The 17,287-nt window shown below is 59.3% G+C and carries 16 protein-coding genes; 15 read left to right on the forward strand and 1 reads right to left on the reverse strand.

All coding sequences use genetic code 11. From position 1 onward, the window contains the following. Positions 1-9: 9 nt before the first annotated feature. From GSQ73_RS00845 to GSQ73_RS00860, 4 genes are all read left to right on the forward strand, one after another. A complete protein-coding gene (locus tag GSQ73_RS00845; RefSeq protein ID WP_158879974.1) occupies positions 10-1,143 on the forward strand; it encodes a type IV secretion system protein in 1,134 nt (377 codons plus the stop codon). Positions 1,144-1,145: 2 nt separating this feature from the next. Continuing rightward, a complete protein-coding gene (locus GSQ73_RS00850; protein WP_158879976.1) occupies positions 1,146-1,667 on the forward strand; it encodes a DUF4189 domain-containing protein in 522 nt (173 codons plus the stop codon). A gap of 305 nt (positions 1,668-1,972) precedes the next feature. Beyond that, positions 1,973-2,287: a hypothetical protein gene (locus tag GSQ73_RS00855; protein ID WP_158879979.1), complete on the forward strand. Its 315-nt coding sequence runs from the start codon at positions 1,973-1,975 to the stop codon at positions 2,285-2,287. 86 nt (positions 2,288-2,373) lie between these two features. Then, positions 2,374-2,733, forward strand: a complete 360-nt coding sequence (locus GSQ73_RS00860) for a hypothetical protein (protein ID WP_158879982.1) — start codon at positions 2,374-2,376, stop codon at positions 2,731-2,733. 144 nt (positions 2,734-2,877) lie between these two features. Here GSQ73_RS00860 and GSQ73_RS00865 read toward each other — a convergent pair whose 3' ends face one another. Next, on the reverse strand, positions 2,878-3,033 hold the full coding sequence (locus GSQ73_RS00865; RefSeq protein ID WP_158879985.1) for a hypothetical protein: 156 nt from the start codon (positions 3,031-3,033) through the stop codon (positions 2,878-2,880). On the opposite strand from GSQ73_RS00865, the gene GSQ73_RS00870 reads away from it, so the two are divergent. The 11 genes from GSQ73_RS00870 to GSQ73_RS00920 all read left to right on the forward strand — a co-directional run bounded on the left by GSQ73_RS00870 (position 3,032) and on the right by GSQ73_RS00920 (position 17,276). After that, on the forward strand, positions 3,032-3,622 hold the full coding sequence (locus GSQ73_RS00870; RefSeq protein WP_158879987.1) for a hypothetical protein: 591 nt from the start codon (positions 3,032-3,034) through the stop codon (positions 3,620-3,622). The genes GSQ73_RS00865 and GSQ73_RS00870 overlap by 2 nt on opposite strands. A 53-nt stretch (positions 3,623-3,675) precedes the next feature. Then, positions 3,676-4,983, forward strand: a complete 1,308-nt coding sequence (locus GSQ73_RS00875; protein WP_158879990.1) for a peptidoglycan-binding domain-containing protein — start codon at positions 3,676-3,678, stop codon at positions 4,981-4,983. Positions 4,984-5,122: 139 nt separating this feature from the next. After that, positions 5,123-5,593, forward strand: a complete 471-nt coding sequence (locus tag GSQ73_RS00880; protein WP_254063229.1) for a lysozyme inhibitor LprI family protein — start codon at positions 5,123-5,125, stop codon at positions 5,591-5,593. A 34-nt stretch (positions 5,594-5,627) separates the two neighbouring features. Continuing rightward, the gene (locus GSQ73_RS00885; RefSeq protein WP_158879992.1) at positions 5,628-6,944 is read left to right on the forward strand and encodes a peptidoglycan-binding domain-containing protein; all 1,317 of its coding nucleotides are present in this window, start codon (positions 5,628-5,630) and stop codon (positions 6,942-6,944) included. A 106-nt stretch (positions 6,945-7,050) separates the two neighbouring features. After that, positions 7,051-7,848, forward strand: coding sequence for a hypothetical protein (locus GSQ73_RS00890; RefSeq protein ID WP_158879995.1), 798 nt, complete (start codon positions 7,051-7,053; stop codon positions 7,846-7,848). Beyond that, positions 7,845-9,557: an XVIPCD domain-containing protein gene (locus GSQ73_RS00895; RefSeq protein ID WP_158879998.1), complete on the forward strand. Its 1,713-nt coding sequence runs from the start codon at positions 7,845-7,847 to the stop codon at positions 9,555-9,557. The genes GSQ73_RS00890 and GSQ73_RS00895 overlap by 4 nt, the downstream gene beginning before the upstream one ends. Before the next feature lie 167 nt (positions 9,558-9,724). Continuing rightward, positions 9,725-11,092, forward strand: coding sequence for an FAD-linked oxidase C-terminal domain-containing protein (locus GSQ73_RS00900; protein WP_158880001.1), 1,368 nt, complete (start codon positions 9,725-9,727; stop codon positions 11,090-11,092). Positions 11,093-11,863: 771 nt separating this feature from the next. Next, on the forward strand, positions 11,864-13,177 hold the full coding sequence (locus GSQ73_RS00905) for an alpha/beta fold hydrolase (RefSeq protein WP_158880004.1): 1,314 nt from the start codon (positions 11,864-11,866) through the stop codon (positions 13,175-13,177). Between the two features lie 183 nt (positions 13,178-13,360). Next, complete coding sequence (locus tag GSQ73_RS00910; protein WP_158880007.1) at positions 13,361-15,220, forward strand: S8 family serine peptidase; 1,860 nt, start codon at positions 13,361-13,363, stop codon at positions 15,218-15,220. A gap of 74 nt (positions 15,221-15,294) precedes the next feature. Further along, positions 15,295-15,885, forward strand: coding sequence for a uracil-DNA glycosylase family protein (locus GSQ73_RS00915; RefSeq protein WP_158880010.1), 591 nt, complete (start codon positions 15,295-15,297; stop codon positions 15,883-15,885). Between the two features lie 116 nt (positions 15,886-16,001). After that, a complete protein-coding gene (locus tag GSQ73_RS00920) occupies positions 16,002-17,276 on the forward strand; it encodes a nucleoside permease (protein WP_158880012.1) in 1,275 nt (424 codons plus the stop codon). Positions 17,277-17,287 lie beyond the last annotated feature (11 nt).

The raw sequence follows: 17,287 nt of genomic DNA on the forward strand, positions 1-17,287 counted from the left end.
GGGAAGGTCATGCTCGTTTTCTATGTACTGGTCTACAAATACATCCAGCACGAGATCGATAAGTTCCTGACCGCGCTCCAGACTCAGGTCATTGGCGTGGCCAGCGGCGTCGCGTTGATCCTGGTGACCATCTGGATCCTGATCCAAGGCTATCGCATCGTCACAGGCCAGTCCCGTGATTCGATGATGGCGCACGTGACCAACAGCATGCGCGTGGTCTTCATCGTCTCCTTCGCTACTACCTTGGGCATATTCGGCACCGACCTGCACACCCTATTTACCAGCACCCTGCAGAACGATATCAACCAAGTCTTCACCGGCCAAACCTGCGACACGAGCAACGACACCAACTGCATCAGCCAGGCCATCGATGACAACCTCACCAAAACCGCCTTTGCCATGGCCGCTATCGATGCCGTGCAGAGCGCGCCCGGTGACAACGACACCGCCGCCGGCAAAGCGCGCGCCTCCGACTTTGCCATCTTCGGCACCGCCAGCCCGCCCATGGCCGCTGGCGCCATGTTGCTGATGTTCAACCTCGCCATCGCCCTATTCGTCGGCCTTGGGCCCATCTTCATTCTCTGCCTGCTCTTTGAGCAAACCAAACCGCTGTTCAACAAGTGGCTCATGTATGGCATCGGCACCCTCTTCGGCATGGGCATGCTCAGCTTCGTCTCGAGCGTCGTGCTGAAGGTGACCGCGAGTGTGGCCGAAGCGCTTTGGGCCTCCACCTTCATCAACAGCCTGGTGGGCACCACCAGCGAAGGTCTCACCACCCAGTCAATGGAGCAGGGTGGCATTGGCCTGCTCATGACCATGCTCATCATCTCTGCCCCACCCATGGCGGCCCAGTTCTTCAACGGCACCCTCGGCAGCTTCATGGCCTACTCCGCCTTCAATGGCGCGGGCGCAAGGCCTGGTCCGCAAGGACAACCGGCGGGGTCGTATGCGGGCGGGGGGGGCGGGTATCGGCCTGCCCCACAAGGAAACGTTGCGCCAAGTGTCTCGCCAACTCAAAGCTCCGGCGGCTTCAACCATCCCAATCTTGGCCAGGCCCAAAAAGGGGCCGCCACCGATCTAGGCGTCCGGGCAAATACGCAGTATGGCAACGCACCCACCGCTCCCCCGTCAGCAGGAAACTGATGATGAACTTCGTCTCTCGTTCCTATCTCCAGGCCGGCCTGCTGCTCAGCGGCCTGTTGATTTTAACCCTCGTGCATGCGCAACAGCCCGGTGTGGATTGCGCACCCATTCAAGGCCAAGGCTGGTCAGGCTGCGCTCCAATCAACCCATCACAGCCACCGACCCAAGGGCAACAATCTCAAGTTTCGCAGCAGCCACCGATGCAATGGGCGACTCGATGGGGGGCAATAGCAACAGACGCGGATAAAGCAATTCTCAGCGGCATCACAGATCGCTCAAGCAAAGAAGCTGCTCAACAGGCAGCACTGACCGATTGCCGAAACAAAGGCGGCACGCAATGCAAACTGCAAATTGCCTATGACAATCAGTGTGCAGTCATGATTCTTGGAGACAAGGCATTCAATGTCGCCAATGCCGCAACCGTTGGTGAGGCTACGAAACTGGGTACCCAGCAATGCAATAAGGAAAGTCCAAATTGCCGGGTCTACTACTCTGCTTGCAGTCTGCCCCAACGGATTCAGTAGCAAGCACTATGAAATTTATCTACGCAATCGTTCTCGTTTCAAGCCTTCTAACTTCAGCCTACAGAACTGATGGCACTTCAGCATACAATAATGCAGCGAGCGACACTTCTGCTTCACAAAAACAAGTCGTGATGAGCGCGACTAAGCAACTAAATAACTTTACGGCCTATACAACTGAATAGATATTCTTGCTTCAGCACCTTTATTGGCTCAAACTTAATATGGGCCGAAGTTTCATGCGATGACCCCATGGGGCTTTCGACGAGCCCAATCGTTTGTGTCGACTTATCACAAGGAGGCTCCTCATGAAATTGCGCGCTTTGTCCGTAACTCTTGCTCTTAGCCTTGCTTCAGCCAGCATTACTCCTCCAGCTCATGCCCAATTGCCACCCGATGTGCTCGTGTGCATGGCTGGCATATCGGGCTTTGGAACTACCGGCGGCCCCGCCTGCATCCCGTCCGTCGCCGAGTTTTATGACATCGCTGTCTACGACGAGATGGGTTTCGATCCGTTTGCGACGGCAATAGCGCGGACGGTTTTTCTGTACATGGACCCGGGTGCTCCGGCTAACGCAGCGGTTGTTGAGGCAGTGGTCTATGAACATTTTGGCGAACCTTGAAGAATCTACGCTAGGGCGAATTGCCCACTCTTTTACTTAAGGCCAGCTGCTGATGCGTTGCATCAGAGCGCTTTGGGAGTTACCCGATGCTTTTGCGTAACCTGGTTTTTATCATCACGTTGTATGTGCCTTTTACTGCCGCAGCCGCGGATGGGCTGACGGACGGCGCGCCAATTTCATCCTGGCGCACCGCCAGCGCAGCTGATAAAAAGCAATTGATTGAAACGATAACTAGCAGGATGGAGGCGAGTGCTGGAGTAAATGGTATCTCCATACCTGTTGACTCTATTGCCGACTGCGTCGATAGGTCTAAAGTTCCTGACGAGTTAACGATCAAGGACCGAACAATGCAAGTTCCTTCGGGATTGGCTGTAATGGTCTGCGTAAAAACGTTTGTTCCGGACCTACGAAAAGCAAAGTACCAAATGCCTCCTCTCTCTTCATAGCGGGCTATCAAGCTTCTTTTGATCTACGAAGAATGAAGAAAGCATTATTATTTTTATAAATGTCATTTAATATTTAATTTGCTCGCAGCCTAGATTTACTCGGTGTACGGACCAGCATCCATTGGATTCCGCAGTCATCATGAATCAAACAAACAAATGGTTGGTAATGTCGCTGCTGACTCTGCTGACCGCATGCAGCTCTCCGTCGTCACCGGCCTCGTCTACGTCGACTCCGGTTGCCACTTCGGCGACGGCGGCTTCCACCATGCCGCCACCATCCACGCAAAGGAAGAGCGACATGTCGCCATTGCAGAATCTACTGGGCGTTTTCACCTCGCAGGAATCGGTCCATTGGCCAGCGTTCGATAACGTGCCGGGAGTGAAGTGGCGCGATCCCAAGCCGTTGGACAATCCGGATGCGCGCGACGCCTCCGCATCGCACGACCGTAGCGGCACGCTGTTGTTGTCGGGGTTCGGCGAAGTGGAAGTACCGGACGGCAATACCGGCGCTGACGCGGGAACGAAGAAGGACAACGAGGGCCATGTCGGCGTCACGTTGAATGGCGATGTCGAAACGGTTCAGTCCATCGCACTACTGAAGTTTTATCCGAGCGAGCATTACCAGGACATCATCCAGCGGCAGTTGAGCAGCGAGGCGAAGGTTGCGCCAATCACCAGCGCCTGCGCACTGGACTACGGCACCACCGCCGAGAACACCCAGAAGAACGCCTTCTACGAAATCCACCTGAGTGCCACTGCGCCCACGATCTACGCCGAAGCGTATGTCGATGACGAGGGCGGCAACCAAGGGCCGGGCACGACCACCTTTGTTTTTTACAGGAGCAAACCGACGCAGCGAATGACGGCCATGCGTTGCAAGGAGAGCTGAAGCCGCCGAGTCTCACTTAAAAACTCAATCGTCCTATCCAAGAGGAAAGCATCATGGCTGATAGACGCGAAAACGCAGTGGCCACTGCGCAGGCTTACAACCAAGGCAACATCGCCGGTCTGGATGACGCGATGACCCGCCGACTCGTTGCATCCACGGCGATGACCGAGAGCAACGGCGGCAATCTCACCATCACCAACAAGCAAGGCTATGTCGGCCGCTATCAGGCGGGCGCCGGATGGCTTGCGGATGCGGGCTATATCGACAAGGACAAGCTGGCGGCTGCGATGGGCAGCGAGAAGAGCGAATGGCGATGGGCCTCCCAAGGCCACATGACCGAGTTCCTCAATGATCCGGCCAACTGGAAAAACGGTCTAAGCCTGGAAAAGTACAAGGCATCGCCCGAGCTGCAGGACAAGGCGTTCAAGACCAACAGCGACAACGCCTACCACACGGCGCTCAAGCAAGGCGTGCTGAAGGAGGGCGACGATCCCGCGAAGGTTGCCGGGTTCCTGAAGGCGCGACACATCGCCGGTTACGCCGGCGCCAAGGAAGCGGTCGTCGGCGGTCGCGTCATCCGCGACAGCAACGGCACCAGCAATTACGACTATCTGCACGACATCACGCGCAACCGTGACGGCCTGAATCAGCTGATGGGCCAGGACGTGAAGCGGCAGCCAGCCAACCCGAGCAAAGCGCCGGGTGCTGCGGCGACGGGCGAAACCATCCTCAAGCAGGAGGCCCACGGCCAGGCTGTCAGCAAGCTGCAAAGCAATCTGGCCACGCTGGGCTACGTCGACGCCAAGGGCAAGGCACTCGGTGTGGATGGTAACTTCGGACCCGACACCAAGCGTGCCGTGGAAGCCTTTCAACACGATCATCATCTGACCGTGGACGGCAAGGTCGGGCCGCAAACGCAAAAGGCGCTTGATGCACAGGTTCAGGCACGTGCCCAAGGCCACTCTTTGCGTCTGGACAATCCAGCGAACCCCGATCACGCACTGTACGAACAGGCACGCACCGCCGTGCACGCGCTCGACGCGCATCTGGGTCGCAAGCCCGACCAGCAAAGCGACCAGCTGGCCGCCTCGCTGACGGTGGCAGCGCGGCGCGAGGGGATGAGCCGCATCGACACTGTCACGCTCAGCGCCGATGGTTCGAATGCCTTTGCCGTGCAGGGTGCGGCGGATTCGCCGAACAAGCAGATCGCCCATGTACCAACGGCACAAGCGGTGAATACGCCGATTGAGCAGAGCAGCCAGGCGCTGGCGCAGCTTGCAGCGAAACCAGCCGACCCGACGCTGGCTGCGCCGCTTGCAGCATCACCGTCGACACTGGCTGCCCCGCTCCCGGCAATGTAGACACACATGGCGATGCCCGCCATGGATCAGGCGACGCCCAGGGCCGGCTTCATCGGCCTTGGGATGTTGGCACCGGTCGATCAATGGATCGGTTTGCCTGATAGCTGATTACGCCAGAACCGAATCGAAGGAGCACCCCATGTCGAATAGCACCCATAACATGATCAATCAGCCGCGCACTCTTTTGGCCGCTCATGCCATTACTTTGACAATCTTTATTGCGCTGTTTTTTTCGGCCGGGGCGACCTATGCGCAGGATGCCTCCGGAGCGGGCAACGCTGGCGCCAACAAAACCCGCGCCTCTTACGCGGCGTGCGTGACAAAAGCGGCAGGCGTGACGCCCGACATGAAGCAATGCATGGGAACGGAATATGCCTATCAGGACAAACGTCTGAACAGGGCATACAAGGCCTTGATGGCAACCTTGGGTAAAGACCAACAAGCCACATTGCGTGATGAGGAACGCACCTGGATCACTTATCGTGATTCGCATTGCGCCCTTGATCCAAATGGCGGGCAAGCTGCGGAACTGGATGCGTACGATTGCTCTGTAGAGGAAACAGCCAAGCAAGCAAGTGCTTTGGAAGATCGTCTGCACATAGCGCACTGAATATATTTCAACTCTGCCAAAAGGGAGAAGAAACATGGCACAACAGCCTTGGCATCTTGGACAAACTTCGGAACATTACGAGACGGGAGGTCATGGGCCGGGCAGCATTTCCCACACACCTGGCGATCCTGGCGGCCCTTCTTACGGGCTTTCGCAGTTCGCACTGAACACAGGATCGTTGCGGGAATATCTTGACCACTCCCGATACGAAGCCGCATTCAAGGGGCTCGAGCTTGGCTCGCCCGCATTCGATGCCAAATGGCATGAGGTGGCCAAGGCTGACCCGACCGGCTTCAGCCAGGATCAACACGATTTCACCAAAACGCAATTTTATGATGTGCAGAATGCGCGGCTCAAATCAGATGGCCTGGACTTGTCTCAGCGCGGCCCTGCTGTACAGGACGCCTTATGGAGCACGTCAGTTCAGTTTCGTGGCCTGACGCCAGGCATCTTCGAGAAAGGCCTGGGAGAAAAATTCGGTCCGAATTTCGATCTGTCAAAGTTGTCCGACAAGGAGGTCGTCGGCGCAGTACAGGATTACAAGATCGCGCATAACGACCAGCTCTTCCATCACAGCAGCGCTGCCGTCAAAGCCTCGGTCCTGGAACGTGCCAAGGAAGAAAAGGCGGACTTGCTGAACCTCGCGGACGGGAAGACCGCGGGTCATGGGCAGCCGCAGCCTGCCCGAGTCGCCGAAGCAGCCAGTGGCACTCTCAAACAAGGCGCACATGGCACTGCCGTGCACGATCTGCAAGCCGACCTCGCCAAACTCGGCTACACCGCCAGCAACGGCAAGCCGCTGAAAGCCGACAGCGACTTTGGCCTCGACACACGCCACGCAGTGGAACGCTTTCAGCACGATCACCACCTCAAGGTGGACGGCGTCGCTGGTCAAAAAACACTGGAGGCGCTGGAACACACGAAAGCCAAAAACGTCGCGCCCAATCTCGCTGATCCGAAGAACCCGGATCACGCGCTATACGAGCAGGCGCTCGCCGGGGTGCACAAGCTTGATGCGAATCTTGGCCGTAAACCGGATCAGCAAAGTGATCAGCTGGCTGCAGGACTCGTTGTTGCCGCCAAACGCGAAGGCATGACGAAAATCGATAGTGTTGTGCTCAGCGAAGACGGGTCGCGAGCTTTCGCCGTAGAAGGCAAGGCTGATTCGTCGTCGCGGCAAATCGCTCACGTGCAAACGGCCGAGGCCGTGAATACGCCCATCGACCAAAGCAGTCAGGCATTGGCGCAGATGGCACCGAAGGCTATGGACCCGGCGCCGACACCCGTATCAATCACGTCACCAATTGCGGTGGCAGCCCCGCCGCCGCAGCAACCTGGCCCGGTCATGTAGGCGCGCGATATGAACACGCACGCCATGGACCGGATGACGATCCAAGCTCGCAAAGTCCGCTTGAGGTTGCCGGCATGCCGCTCTTCGAACGGACATCATTTCGAAAGTGGCCGACGTGTGGCGTTGGCGGAATGTTTTGAATTTCGATTCAAGAAGCGCTGGTTGCCGGCTTGAAAGCGCCGATCATGGATCGTCAAAGGAGACCGTAATGCTTGGTAGATACCGAAACGCGCACTGTCGTTTTTCTGGATTGGCAATTGCCTTGCCCAACAGATTAGCCAACCGAGATCCTGCCTTGCGTCAACTGATGTCCTCGCTGATCCTTTCCATGACCCTGATCTCCTCTGCCTTTGGTTCACCCATGAAAACTCCCGACATCAAGCAGAACCCGCATCCGAAGATGCGCTACGAAATCACCATGACTGTCCAGGGTGCACCGGGGCCTTTCGATACGGTCAGCGGGTTTGTGCAATACAAGGTATCCAATGATCGCTGTGTGCCGTTGACACCGATCAGTGGCGCGACATTGCCGCCGGAGAAAAGCGTTCCGCTTGAGCTGTCGCGTGTCGGCGACGACGTGTACAAAGGCGCGCTGTACGTCGATCTGCTTCAGGACGAGGACTACTACGGCCTTGGCATCTGCCATTGGTCGGTCGTGGCGGCCACGGTCTCGTTGAAAGTAAAGAAAGCGGATTTCAGCCCGGACCTGCTGGCTGACAGCATCCTGAAACAGGCATCGCAGACCCGCTATTTCAGCAAGAAGCAGTTTGGCGCGGTGGAGCGCGGCGAGTTGGCGCCGCCGGTGATCAGCGGCGTATTGCCAGCCGAATACGAAGCTTTCAAACCCGAGTGGCAACAGGACATGTTCTCGGTGACGCTGTCAGCGAAGGAAGATTTCCAATGACCCCGAGCACCGATACCTATGCCTTGCTGGCCCAGGACTCGTACAAGAGCCACACGCTCAGTCAGGTCGTCTCGATCGCGGGCGTCGATTACAAAGTGCTCGACCAGACCAGCGATGCAGTCACCGGCTATCAGGGTGTCGCCTATCAGCGCGTGGGAACCGACGACATCGTCATTGCTCATCGCGGCACCGAGCAGATCCTGCGCGACGGCATCATCACCGATGGCGGCATGGTTTTTACCGGCATCAACCTGCAAACGCCCGATGCGATGTCATTCACGCAACGCGTGCTCAACGAAGCCAAAGCGGATGCGGAAGCAAATCATCGCGCGCTCAATGTCACGGTGACGGGCCATTCGCTCGGTGGCACGCTGGCTGAAATCACCGCGTCGCGGTACGGCCTGCACGGCGAAACGTTCAACGCGTACGGTGCGGCGGGTTTGATCGAGGGCATTCCCAAGGGCGGCAACCAGGTTATCGATCACGTGCGCGCCACCGACGTGGTCAGCGCCGGCAGTGCCCATTTCGGCGAAGTGCGCGTGTATGCCACGCAGCAGGATATCGATCGCTTGAACCATGCCGGCTACCACGACGGTGGCGGCATCCTCAGCCTGCGCGATCCGTTGAAGGCAGCCGATCTGGGTGCTCACGGCATCGACAGTTTCGTGCCTGACAGCAAGACGCTTGGCCATTCGATCATCAACCCGGAGGATGCCGCGCGATATCGCGCGCATCAGGGCATGGTCGATCGATATCGAAGCGATGTCCTGGATCTGCGTACCGGCCTGTCGGCGGAGTGGGAGGTTCCAAAGCTGGCCGCACAAGCTGGCACGGCGCTTGGCCGGGCCGCCATCCATGAAGCAAAGGAAGGTGTGCATGCCGTGGAGCACGGCGCGCAGTACATCGCGCACGAAACCGTGCAAGGCGTGCATGTGGTTGAACGTGACGTGCAGCATGCGGCGCACGCGGTCGAACACACGGCCCGGAGTGTTGCGCACACCGTGCACGATGATGTGCTGAAAGCGGCACATGTCACGGAGCACGCTGTATCGCAGGGCGCACAAGCGATTGAGCATGGCGCGCAGCGCGCGACGCAAGTCGTCGAGCACGCCGCAGGAAGCGTCGCGCATACAGTCAACCAAAATGTCTCGCAGGGTTTGCATGCCACCGAGCATGCCGTTTCGCAAGGCGTCCATTCCGTGGAGCATGCCGCCCAGTCTATCGGCGGTGACGCATCGCGGGCGTTCGATACGCTGCGGCATCCCGGCTCATGGCTGGACAGCAAGCCGGCACCAGTGGCCACGCCCGCAAGACTGGATCACGCGACGCATCCTGATCACCCGCTCTTTCAGCAGACGCGTGAGGCAGTGCATCGACTCGATGCCGAGCATCATCGAACGCCGGATCAGCGCAGCGACAATCTTGCAGCGTCTCTCGTGGTCGCGGCGCGCCGCGACGGCATGCACGCGGTCAACCATGTCGTGCTCAGCGACGATTCAACCCATGCGTTCGCCGTGCAGGGTGCGGTGAACTCGTCGTCCAGGCATGTCACGCACGTGGAAACGGCTCAGGCAAGTAACACGACCATCGAACAAAGCAGCATGGCGTGGCAGCAAGTCACGCAGCAGAAACAATCGGAGCCTGCGCATGCAGCGCAGGTAACACCGGAACAACGAATCCAGCAGCCGCCACATACAGCTGGCATGTAAAGCATCGCGTCCATCCAATGCAGTGGAGGGCGTGCACGCTTTTTAGCGTTGTGAGAAGAATAGCCACGCCAAAACTTGCATCGTTCGAAGGTCCGAATTCCTGCGCTGACTTCTGGCCGCACAGAGGTTGCGTCGGCTTCATCGGAATTGGGCGCTAGACTTGATCCATGATCCCCGACGCGCTACTCGATTCGCTGAACCATCTCTTCGCTGCTGACGCGATCTCGATTGCCGACGCCGAACGCATCGCCTACTCCTACGACAATTCCCGCCAGCACGCGTTGCCCGATGCAGTGGTGTTTCCCACCGAGCATGCGCAGGTGGAGTCGCTGGTGCATGCGTGTCGCGAGCATCGCGTGCCCGTGATCGCGCGAGGGCGCGGCAGCAACACGACGGGTGCGACGGTGCCGGTGGATGGCGGTGTGGTGGTGAGCTTCGAGCGGATGAATCGCATCCTGCGCATCGACCCGGACAACCGCATGGCGGTGGTGGAACCGGGCGTGTTGAACGGCGATCTGCAACAAGCATTGCTGCCGCACGGTTTTTTCTGGCCGCCTGATCCGTCGTCGGCGCCGTGGTGCACGATCGGCGGCAACCTCGCGTGCAACTCGGCCGGGCCGCGCACGGTGAAGTACGGCAGCCCGCGCGAGAACACGCTGGGTTTGCGCGCAGTGTCGGGCACGGGCGAAGGGTTTCGCTGCGGCACGTACACCAGCAAAGGCGCGACCGGCTACGACCTCACACGACTGCTGATCGGATCGGAAGGCACGCTCGCAATGATCACCGAGGCGACGCTGAAGCTGACACCAAAACCATCGGCGATCCGTACGCTGCGCGCGACTTACAGGGATGTCGGGGCAGCGGCGCGCGCGGTGGCGCGGATCATGGCGCAACCGGTGACGCCATGCGCGCTGGAGTTCATCGACGACGTGGCGCTGCGCCTGGCGCACGACCATGGCGGCGACAGCGTGCCGCTCGCCGGCGCGTTGCTGATGATCGAAGTGGACGGTGAAGAGGCAACGCTGCCTTCCGCAGTGGAAGCGGTATCGCGCGCGGCACGCGGCGAAGGGCTGGAAGAATTGCGCGTGGCCGAAACCGCAGCGGAAACGCAAGCATTGTGGTCCGCGCGCAAGGCACTCTCGCCGGCGCAACGACGCATCTCGCCAAACAAGATCAACGAGGATGTGGTGGTGCCAGTGAGCCACTTGCCCGAACTGGTGGACGGCATCAAGCGGCTGTCAGCGAAACACGATGTGCTGATCGTGACGTTCGGCCACGCCGGCAACGGCAACCTGCACGTGAACCTGCTGCCACGCGACGACGCCGAACGCGAACGCGCACACGCCTGCCTCGCCGAAGTGTTCGCACTGGTGATGTCGCTGGAGGGCACACTGTCCGGCGAACACGGCATCGGCATGGTCAAACGCGAATTCATGCCGCTGGCACTGGAGCCGAACACGCTGGCACTGATGCGCAACGTCAAGGCGGCGTTCGATCCGGACGGTATCTTGAACCCGGGGAAGCTGCTGCCTTGATGGCGCGGGCGTGAGCCCTGTTGTGCTGCTCACAAAAACAGCAGCGCAAGACATGCACTTGATTGGAATATAGATGCCATCAACACAGATCATCTTCTTCGGTCTGGGCTTTGCGTCGTGGTTCGTCGGGGTGAATTTACTCGTCGCCTTTCACTATCTACGACTTGAAAAGCCGTGGTGGTCCGGATTCAAACCATTCGAATTTCCTGTCAAGGATTTTAATGTCCGCGAGTGGCTGCTTTTGCTATGCGTGGCTGCGGCTTCGATACTTCTATTCGCCATAGGCCCGAGTCTCGGTAACCCAAAGTAGACCAAAGAGCGAAATCGTACGACTGGCCGCAGCCGAATTTCAAAGCGCTCCCATACTGCACGCATCCGGCGTGGAGGCTGCAGCGATTTCCTGTAGCAATGATCTCGGATTCATCTGGAATTTTGGAGATGAGCATTACGCAGTGGTCTGGCGTGGCGACGCGGCCGTCCATTTCATGCGCGCAGATGGACATCCAGATGGCGTGCGTCTTTTCCAGTGGTTCGTGAGGTGAATCGTCCCCTGGATGCAGAAGATGATTTCTGGCGCGGTTTCTGGCGCGCATGAACTTGCTGACGGCACTGCTCGGCGACCGCTTTCGTTTCAATGCGGCCAATATGGCTATGCAGTTCGAGGGCTGACGCTGGCGCGGGTCGTGCTGCACTATTCAGGAGCACGCAGCGGAAGCCTTGGCCCTCGCGCTGATCCGTTCACTCCACAACATTCTTTGTCTAGACGCTGTCATGAAGGCTTCGCGTTTGGCTTTCCGCATTCTTTCGGTGGTGGTCCTGCTCGTGGGCATGCCACTGGCATTCGGCGTCACTCTTTTTGCGACATTCCAGGCAGCAAAGATGACGGCCAACATCCCGCTGCTGGTGGCGCTGACTCTGGTCGCCTGCTTTCTTTGCACGTTCTGCATCGGCTTGCTCGCTGCGCGGCTGTGGGCTGGCCGCAAGTCGCGGCGAACCGCGTTCGTCGTCGCCGCGATTTGCACCGTCTTGTTTGCCACAGGGCTTGAACTGGGAGTGTTCCGTCCCGTGCAATATCCACATGTTGCTGCAGTGGTGCGATCCCATACGCAATATTGGACGCTACCTTCCGGCTCGCACATCGCTTACAGCGTCTACGAGCCGCCAGCGGGCGTCGCCATCAAGCCTGATCCGATCGTCTTTCTGCATGGCGGCCCCGGCTTGCGCGCAACGGATCTCGACCATGCCTTCTACGGTCAATTTGCGCGTGATGGTTTTCGCGTCTACCTGTATGACCAGGCGGGTTCCGGATTGTCGAACCAGCTGCCAAAGGCGAGCGACTATACGGTGGAACGTTTCGTCACCGATCTCGAGCAGATACGACAGAGGATCGGCGCGGAACGCATGATCCTGATCGGACATTCGTGGGGCGGCACGCTGGCGGCGCACTATGTCGCTGCCTATCCGGAACACGTTTCCAAACTCGTATTTCATTCGCCGGGGCCGGTCTGGTTTCCGAAATTCACGCCGATGGACATGCAGCGAACGGCGCAGGGAAACGTCAGCCAGGCGATGTCTGCGCGCGTTATCGCGGCTCTGGCATTGTCCTATGCCAACGTCAACGCATCGGAGAACCTCGTGTCCCAGAGCGAGTTGGGCGACTGGGGCATGACTACGCTCGACCCTCGCCAATTGATCTGCAGCGGCGAGTCGGCAAAGCAGATTGCCGATGTCGGAGGCGTCCAGATGGCTGGCATGAACATGTATCCGCTGCTGGTCACCACGAATGAGCTGAAGCAGCCCAGGATGAATGTGCTCAGCCGATTGGTGAACATCCACGTGCCGGCCATCGTGCTCGAAGGCGAGTGCGACTTCATTCCCTGGTCAGAGCATGCGCAGTACCTGCAATCGATCATCGGAATCAAGTCGTACTATTTTCCGAACGCCGGCCACGACATCAAGCTGTCGCAGCCCGAACGCCTGGCTGCGCTCATTCGCTCTTTTCTGCTCGATCAGCCTGCACCGTTCGCTGCCCGACAAGGTCTTGACGATCCGCGGCCACCGATGAAGGCGCCTGCGACACCGTAGTCGACGACGCCACGGTGTGCGCCGCATTGTGATCAACAAGCACATGGACGTCCAAACGACGTGACTGTCTAGAGCGACTTCTTGCACGCATCGCAGGAACTTCCGGCTTAGAACCGACGGCCTATCGTGGCCGCCTTGCTTGCATGTTTTACTTCGATCCATTCACTGGAAAGGGGTGTGGGCATGTTGAAGTTGAGTGTGGCGATCGGTGTCGCGTTGACCGTGCTGACGGTATCGAATGCAGCGAACGGACAGGCAAAAAAGGAAGTCCGATCCATCGACGATCTCCCGCAGTTTTCCTACGCGGTCAAAGGAACGGTCGCCGATATCCTGAAGTCATCGCCGCAGGCGTTCGAAGCCACCGTGGCACCGATGCGTGCCGACATCGATCGCGTGCTCAACGATTACGACATCCACGACACCGCCACGTTGCGCGGCTTGCTGCAGGCGAAACTCGGCGCGCAGATTGCCTCGGGCAAGGAAGACAAGGCAGCCTTGGCGACGATCGAGCAACTGCGGTCACACGAAGAGAAGCCGGACGCGCGCCTGATCACGGGTCTGGCGCCTCAAGCCTTTCTCGAGGCGCGCATGGCGGACGGCACGACACCGGGCACATGCCCCAAAAGTTTCCAGGCGAACTATGCGAAGAAGTTGAACGCCCTTCCGTGGGCCACGGTTGGCGTTGCCGAAACGCGCCTGAAAGGCCTGGCTCAGGTCGCCAACGCCACCTTCATGACAGGCCTCGCCGAACGCGACATCGCACCAACGCTGGATCGATCGCACACGCTTTCCAGTCTGCTTGCGTGGAAGCTCATGGCAGCGCGAACCAACATGGATGTCGTGGTGACGTGTCGCACCGAGATCGCCACTGCAACCAACCGATACGTTGATCAGCACGCCGTGCAGAAACCCGATATCTGGGCGGCTCGCGATGTGACGTTGCCGCCAGATGCCAAGCTCACGCCGGTGCCGGTGGCGATCTGGGATTCGGGCTTCGACGCTTCGCTGTTTCCGGGCCAGTTGCTTCTTGGAACGAACAAGCAGCCCGTGATGGGCCCCACTTACGACATCGACTATCGGCCTTCGCACGAGCCACTCGCGCCTCTGTCGGCGCAGGACAAGGCGAGCTACCCGAAGGTTGTGGCCGCAGCCAACGGCGTTTCCGACCTGCAGACAGGCATCGACAGTCCGGCAGCAGCAGCGTTCCGCCAGCAAGCCGCGACCATGTCGCCTGCCCAGATGAAGGACTTCATGCAGACCTTCGACAGCAGCGAGTCATACATGCATGGCACGCATGTGGCGGGTATTGCAGCACGCGGCAATCCTGCAATTCGCCTGATCAACGCACGCATCACATACGACACCCGGCCCGTGCCGGCGCCTCCGACGGACGACTTGCAGAAGCGCAATGCCGCGGCCTATCGCGATACCGTGGCCTGGTTCCGCGCGCATCACGTGCGCGTGGTGAACATGAGTTGGTGGAATCGACCTTCCAACTACGAGGATGACCTCGAAAGAAACGGCATTGGCAAGACCGCCGAGGAACGCAAGACCCTGGCGCGGCATTATTTCAGCATCGAGCGCGATGGTCTCTATGCGGCGCTGAAAGGTGCACCGGATGTTTTGTTCGTGACGATCGCCGGCAACAACGATTCGGATAACGCGTTCGAGGAGACGATACCGTCGTCCTTCAAGCTGCCGAACCTGCTCGTCGTCGGCGCGGTGGATCAGGCTGGCCAGCGGACCAACTTCACCAGTACCGGCCAGAACATCGGTGTCTACGCCGACGGCTATCAAGTCGAAAGCGTCGTGCCAGGCGGCGCCAAGGTGCGCATGTCAGGCACGTCGATGGCCGCGCCCGAAGTCACCAACTTGGCCGCCAAGATCCTCGCGGTGAACCCGAAGCTGACGCCGGAACAGGTCATCGACATCATCACCCGCACTTCCGATGCGGGCGAGAGCCCGACGATCCGCAGGATCAATCCCAAGGCGGCGTTGTCCAGCGTGATGGTGCATGACGATCGCGCCAATACAACACATTGAAGGCGACGTGATCGCTCGCTCCGGAGGTCATAGAGGAGCGGTGATAGCTTGACCGATTTGGTAACTTCGTCGGCATGCCTGATCCGCTCGTCAAACTTCTTGTCGACATCCGCGCCTGTCGTCTGTGCGAGGCGCATCTGCCACACGGTCCGCGACCGGTGTTGCAGGCGTCGGCCACATCGCGGTTGCTGCTGGTCGCTCAGGCGCCCGGACGCAAGGTGCACGCGAGTGGCGTGCCGTTCGACGATGTGAGTGGCGAGCGCTTGCGCGAGTGGTTGGGTATCGATCGCGCGACGTTTTACGACGCGCAACGAATCGCGATCGTGCCGAGGGGCTTTTGTTTTCCAGGCAGCGGAAGAGCCGGCGATTTGCCACCGCGAGCGGAGTGCGCGCCGGCCTGGCATCCGCGGTTGCTGCCGATGCTCACGAAGGTGGCGCTGACACTGGCGATCGGTCAATACGCGCAAGTCGGCGCGCTCGGCGCATCGCGTGGTGCATCGTTGACGGATACCGTGCGCGATTGGCGCACGCATCTCGACAACGGCATCTTGCCGCTGCCGCATCCAAGCCCACGCAATCGTCCATGGGTGATGCGAAACCCCTGGTTCGAAAAAGAACTTTTGCCGACGTTACGCGAACGCGTCGCAGCGTTGCTTGCGGATTGAATCGCCGCGCCAAGCCTTGCCGCTGGCTGGCGGATTCCTCTAACCTGCCCTGACGCCAAGAGCGCGGGATCGACCCTGCGCCACACCCCGGGGAAACGCATGCTGGACAGCCGCTCGTGAATATCAAGCTCCGCCTGGTGGCGATGAATTTTCTGCAGTTCTTCGTGTGGGGCGCGTGGCTGATCACGATCGGCGCGTACTGGTTTCAGTATCGACACTGGTCCGGTTCGCAGTTCGGCGCGATCTTTTCGACGATGGGCATCGCCTCGCTGTTCATGCCGTCGCTGATGGGCGTGATCGCGGACAAGTGGATCAACGCGGAGCGGTTGTACGGTCTGTTGCACATCGTCGGCGCGATCGTGCTTTTCATCATCCCGAGCATCGACTCACCCAACACGCTGTTCTGGGTGATGCTGCTGAACATGATGTGCTACATGCCGACGATCTCGCTGGCGATCGCGGTGGCGTACAACGCACTGAAGACCAACGGCGCAGATGTCGTGACGGTGTTTCCGCCGATCCGCGTGTGGGGCACGGTGGGCTTCATCGTGGCGATGTGGACGGTGAGCCTGTTGCATTTCGAAACATCGGGCGGGCAGTTCTACGTGGCGTCGGGTGCAGCACTGTTGCTGGGCATCTACTCGTTCACACTGCCGCCCTGTCCGCCGAGGTTGCGCGGCAAGGCGCACGGTTCGTGGCTGGATTCGCTGGGCCTCACAGCGTTTTCGCTTTTCAGGAACAGCAAAATGGCGATCTTCTTTTTCTTCGCCATGCTGCTCGGCGCAGCGCTGCAACTGACGAATGCGTACGGCGACACGTTTCTGCACGACTTCGCCAACGTGGATGCCTACAAGGCGACGGTGGCAGTGCGTTATCCGGCGATCGTGATGTCGATTTCGCAGGTGTCGGAAACGCTGTTCATCCTGGCGATTCCATTTTTCTTCAAGCGCTTCGGCATCAAGACGGTGATGCTGATCAGCATGGTGGCGTGGGTGCTGCGCTTCGGCTTGTTTGCCTACGGCAACCCGGGGCCTGGACTGTGGATGATCGTGCTGTCGTGCATTGTGTACGGCATGGCGTTCGATTTCTTCAACATCTCCGGCTCGTTGTTCGTTGAGGAACAGAGCGACCCTGCGATCCGCGCGAGCGCGCAGGGATTGTTCATGCTGATGACCAACGGCGTCGGCGCGGTGCTCGGCAGCCTGATCAGCGGCAAAGTCATCGACGTCTGGTTTACCCACGCCGACGGCAGCAAGGATTGGCACGGCATCTGGATGACGTTCTCCCTGTACGCGCTCGTGGTGTCGGTGCTGTTCGCGATCTTCTTCAAGCATCGCCACGATCCGCGGAATGCAACGCCGATGCCGCCGGCAAACCCGGTCAACATCTGACGCGCGCTGGC

Source organism: Rhodanobacter sp. L36 (genome assembly GCF_009765755.1).
Classification (GTDB): domain Bacteria; phylum Pseudomonadota; class Gammaproteobacteria; order Xanthomonadales; family Rhodanobacteraceae; genus Rhodanobacter.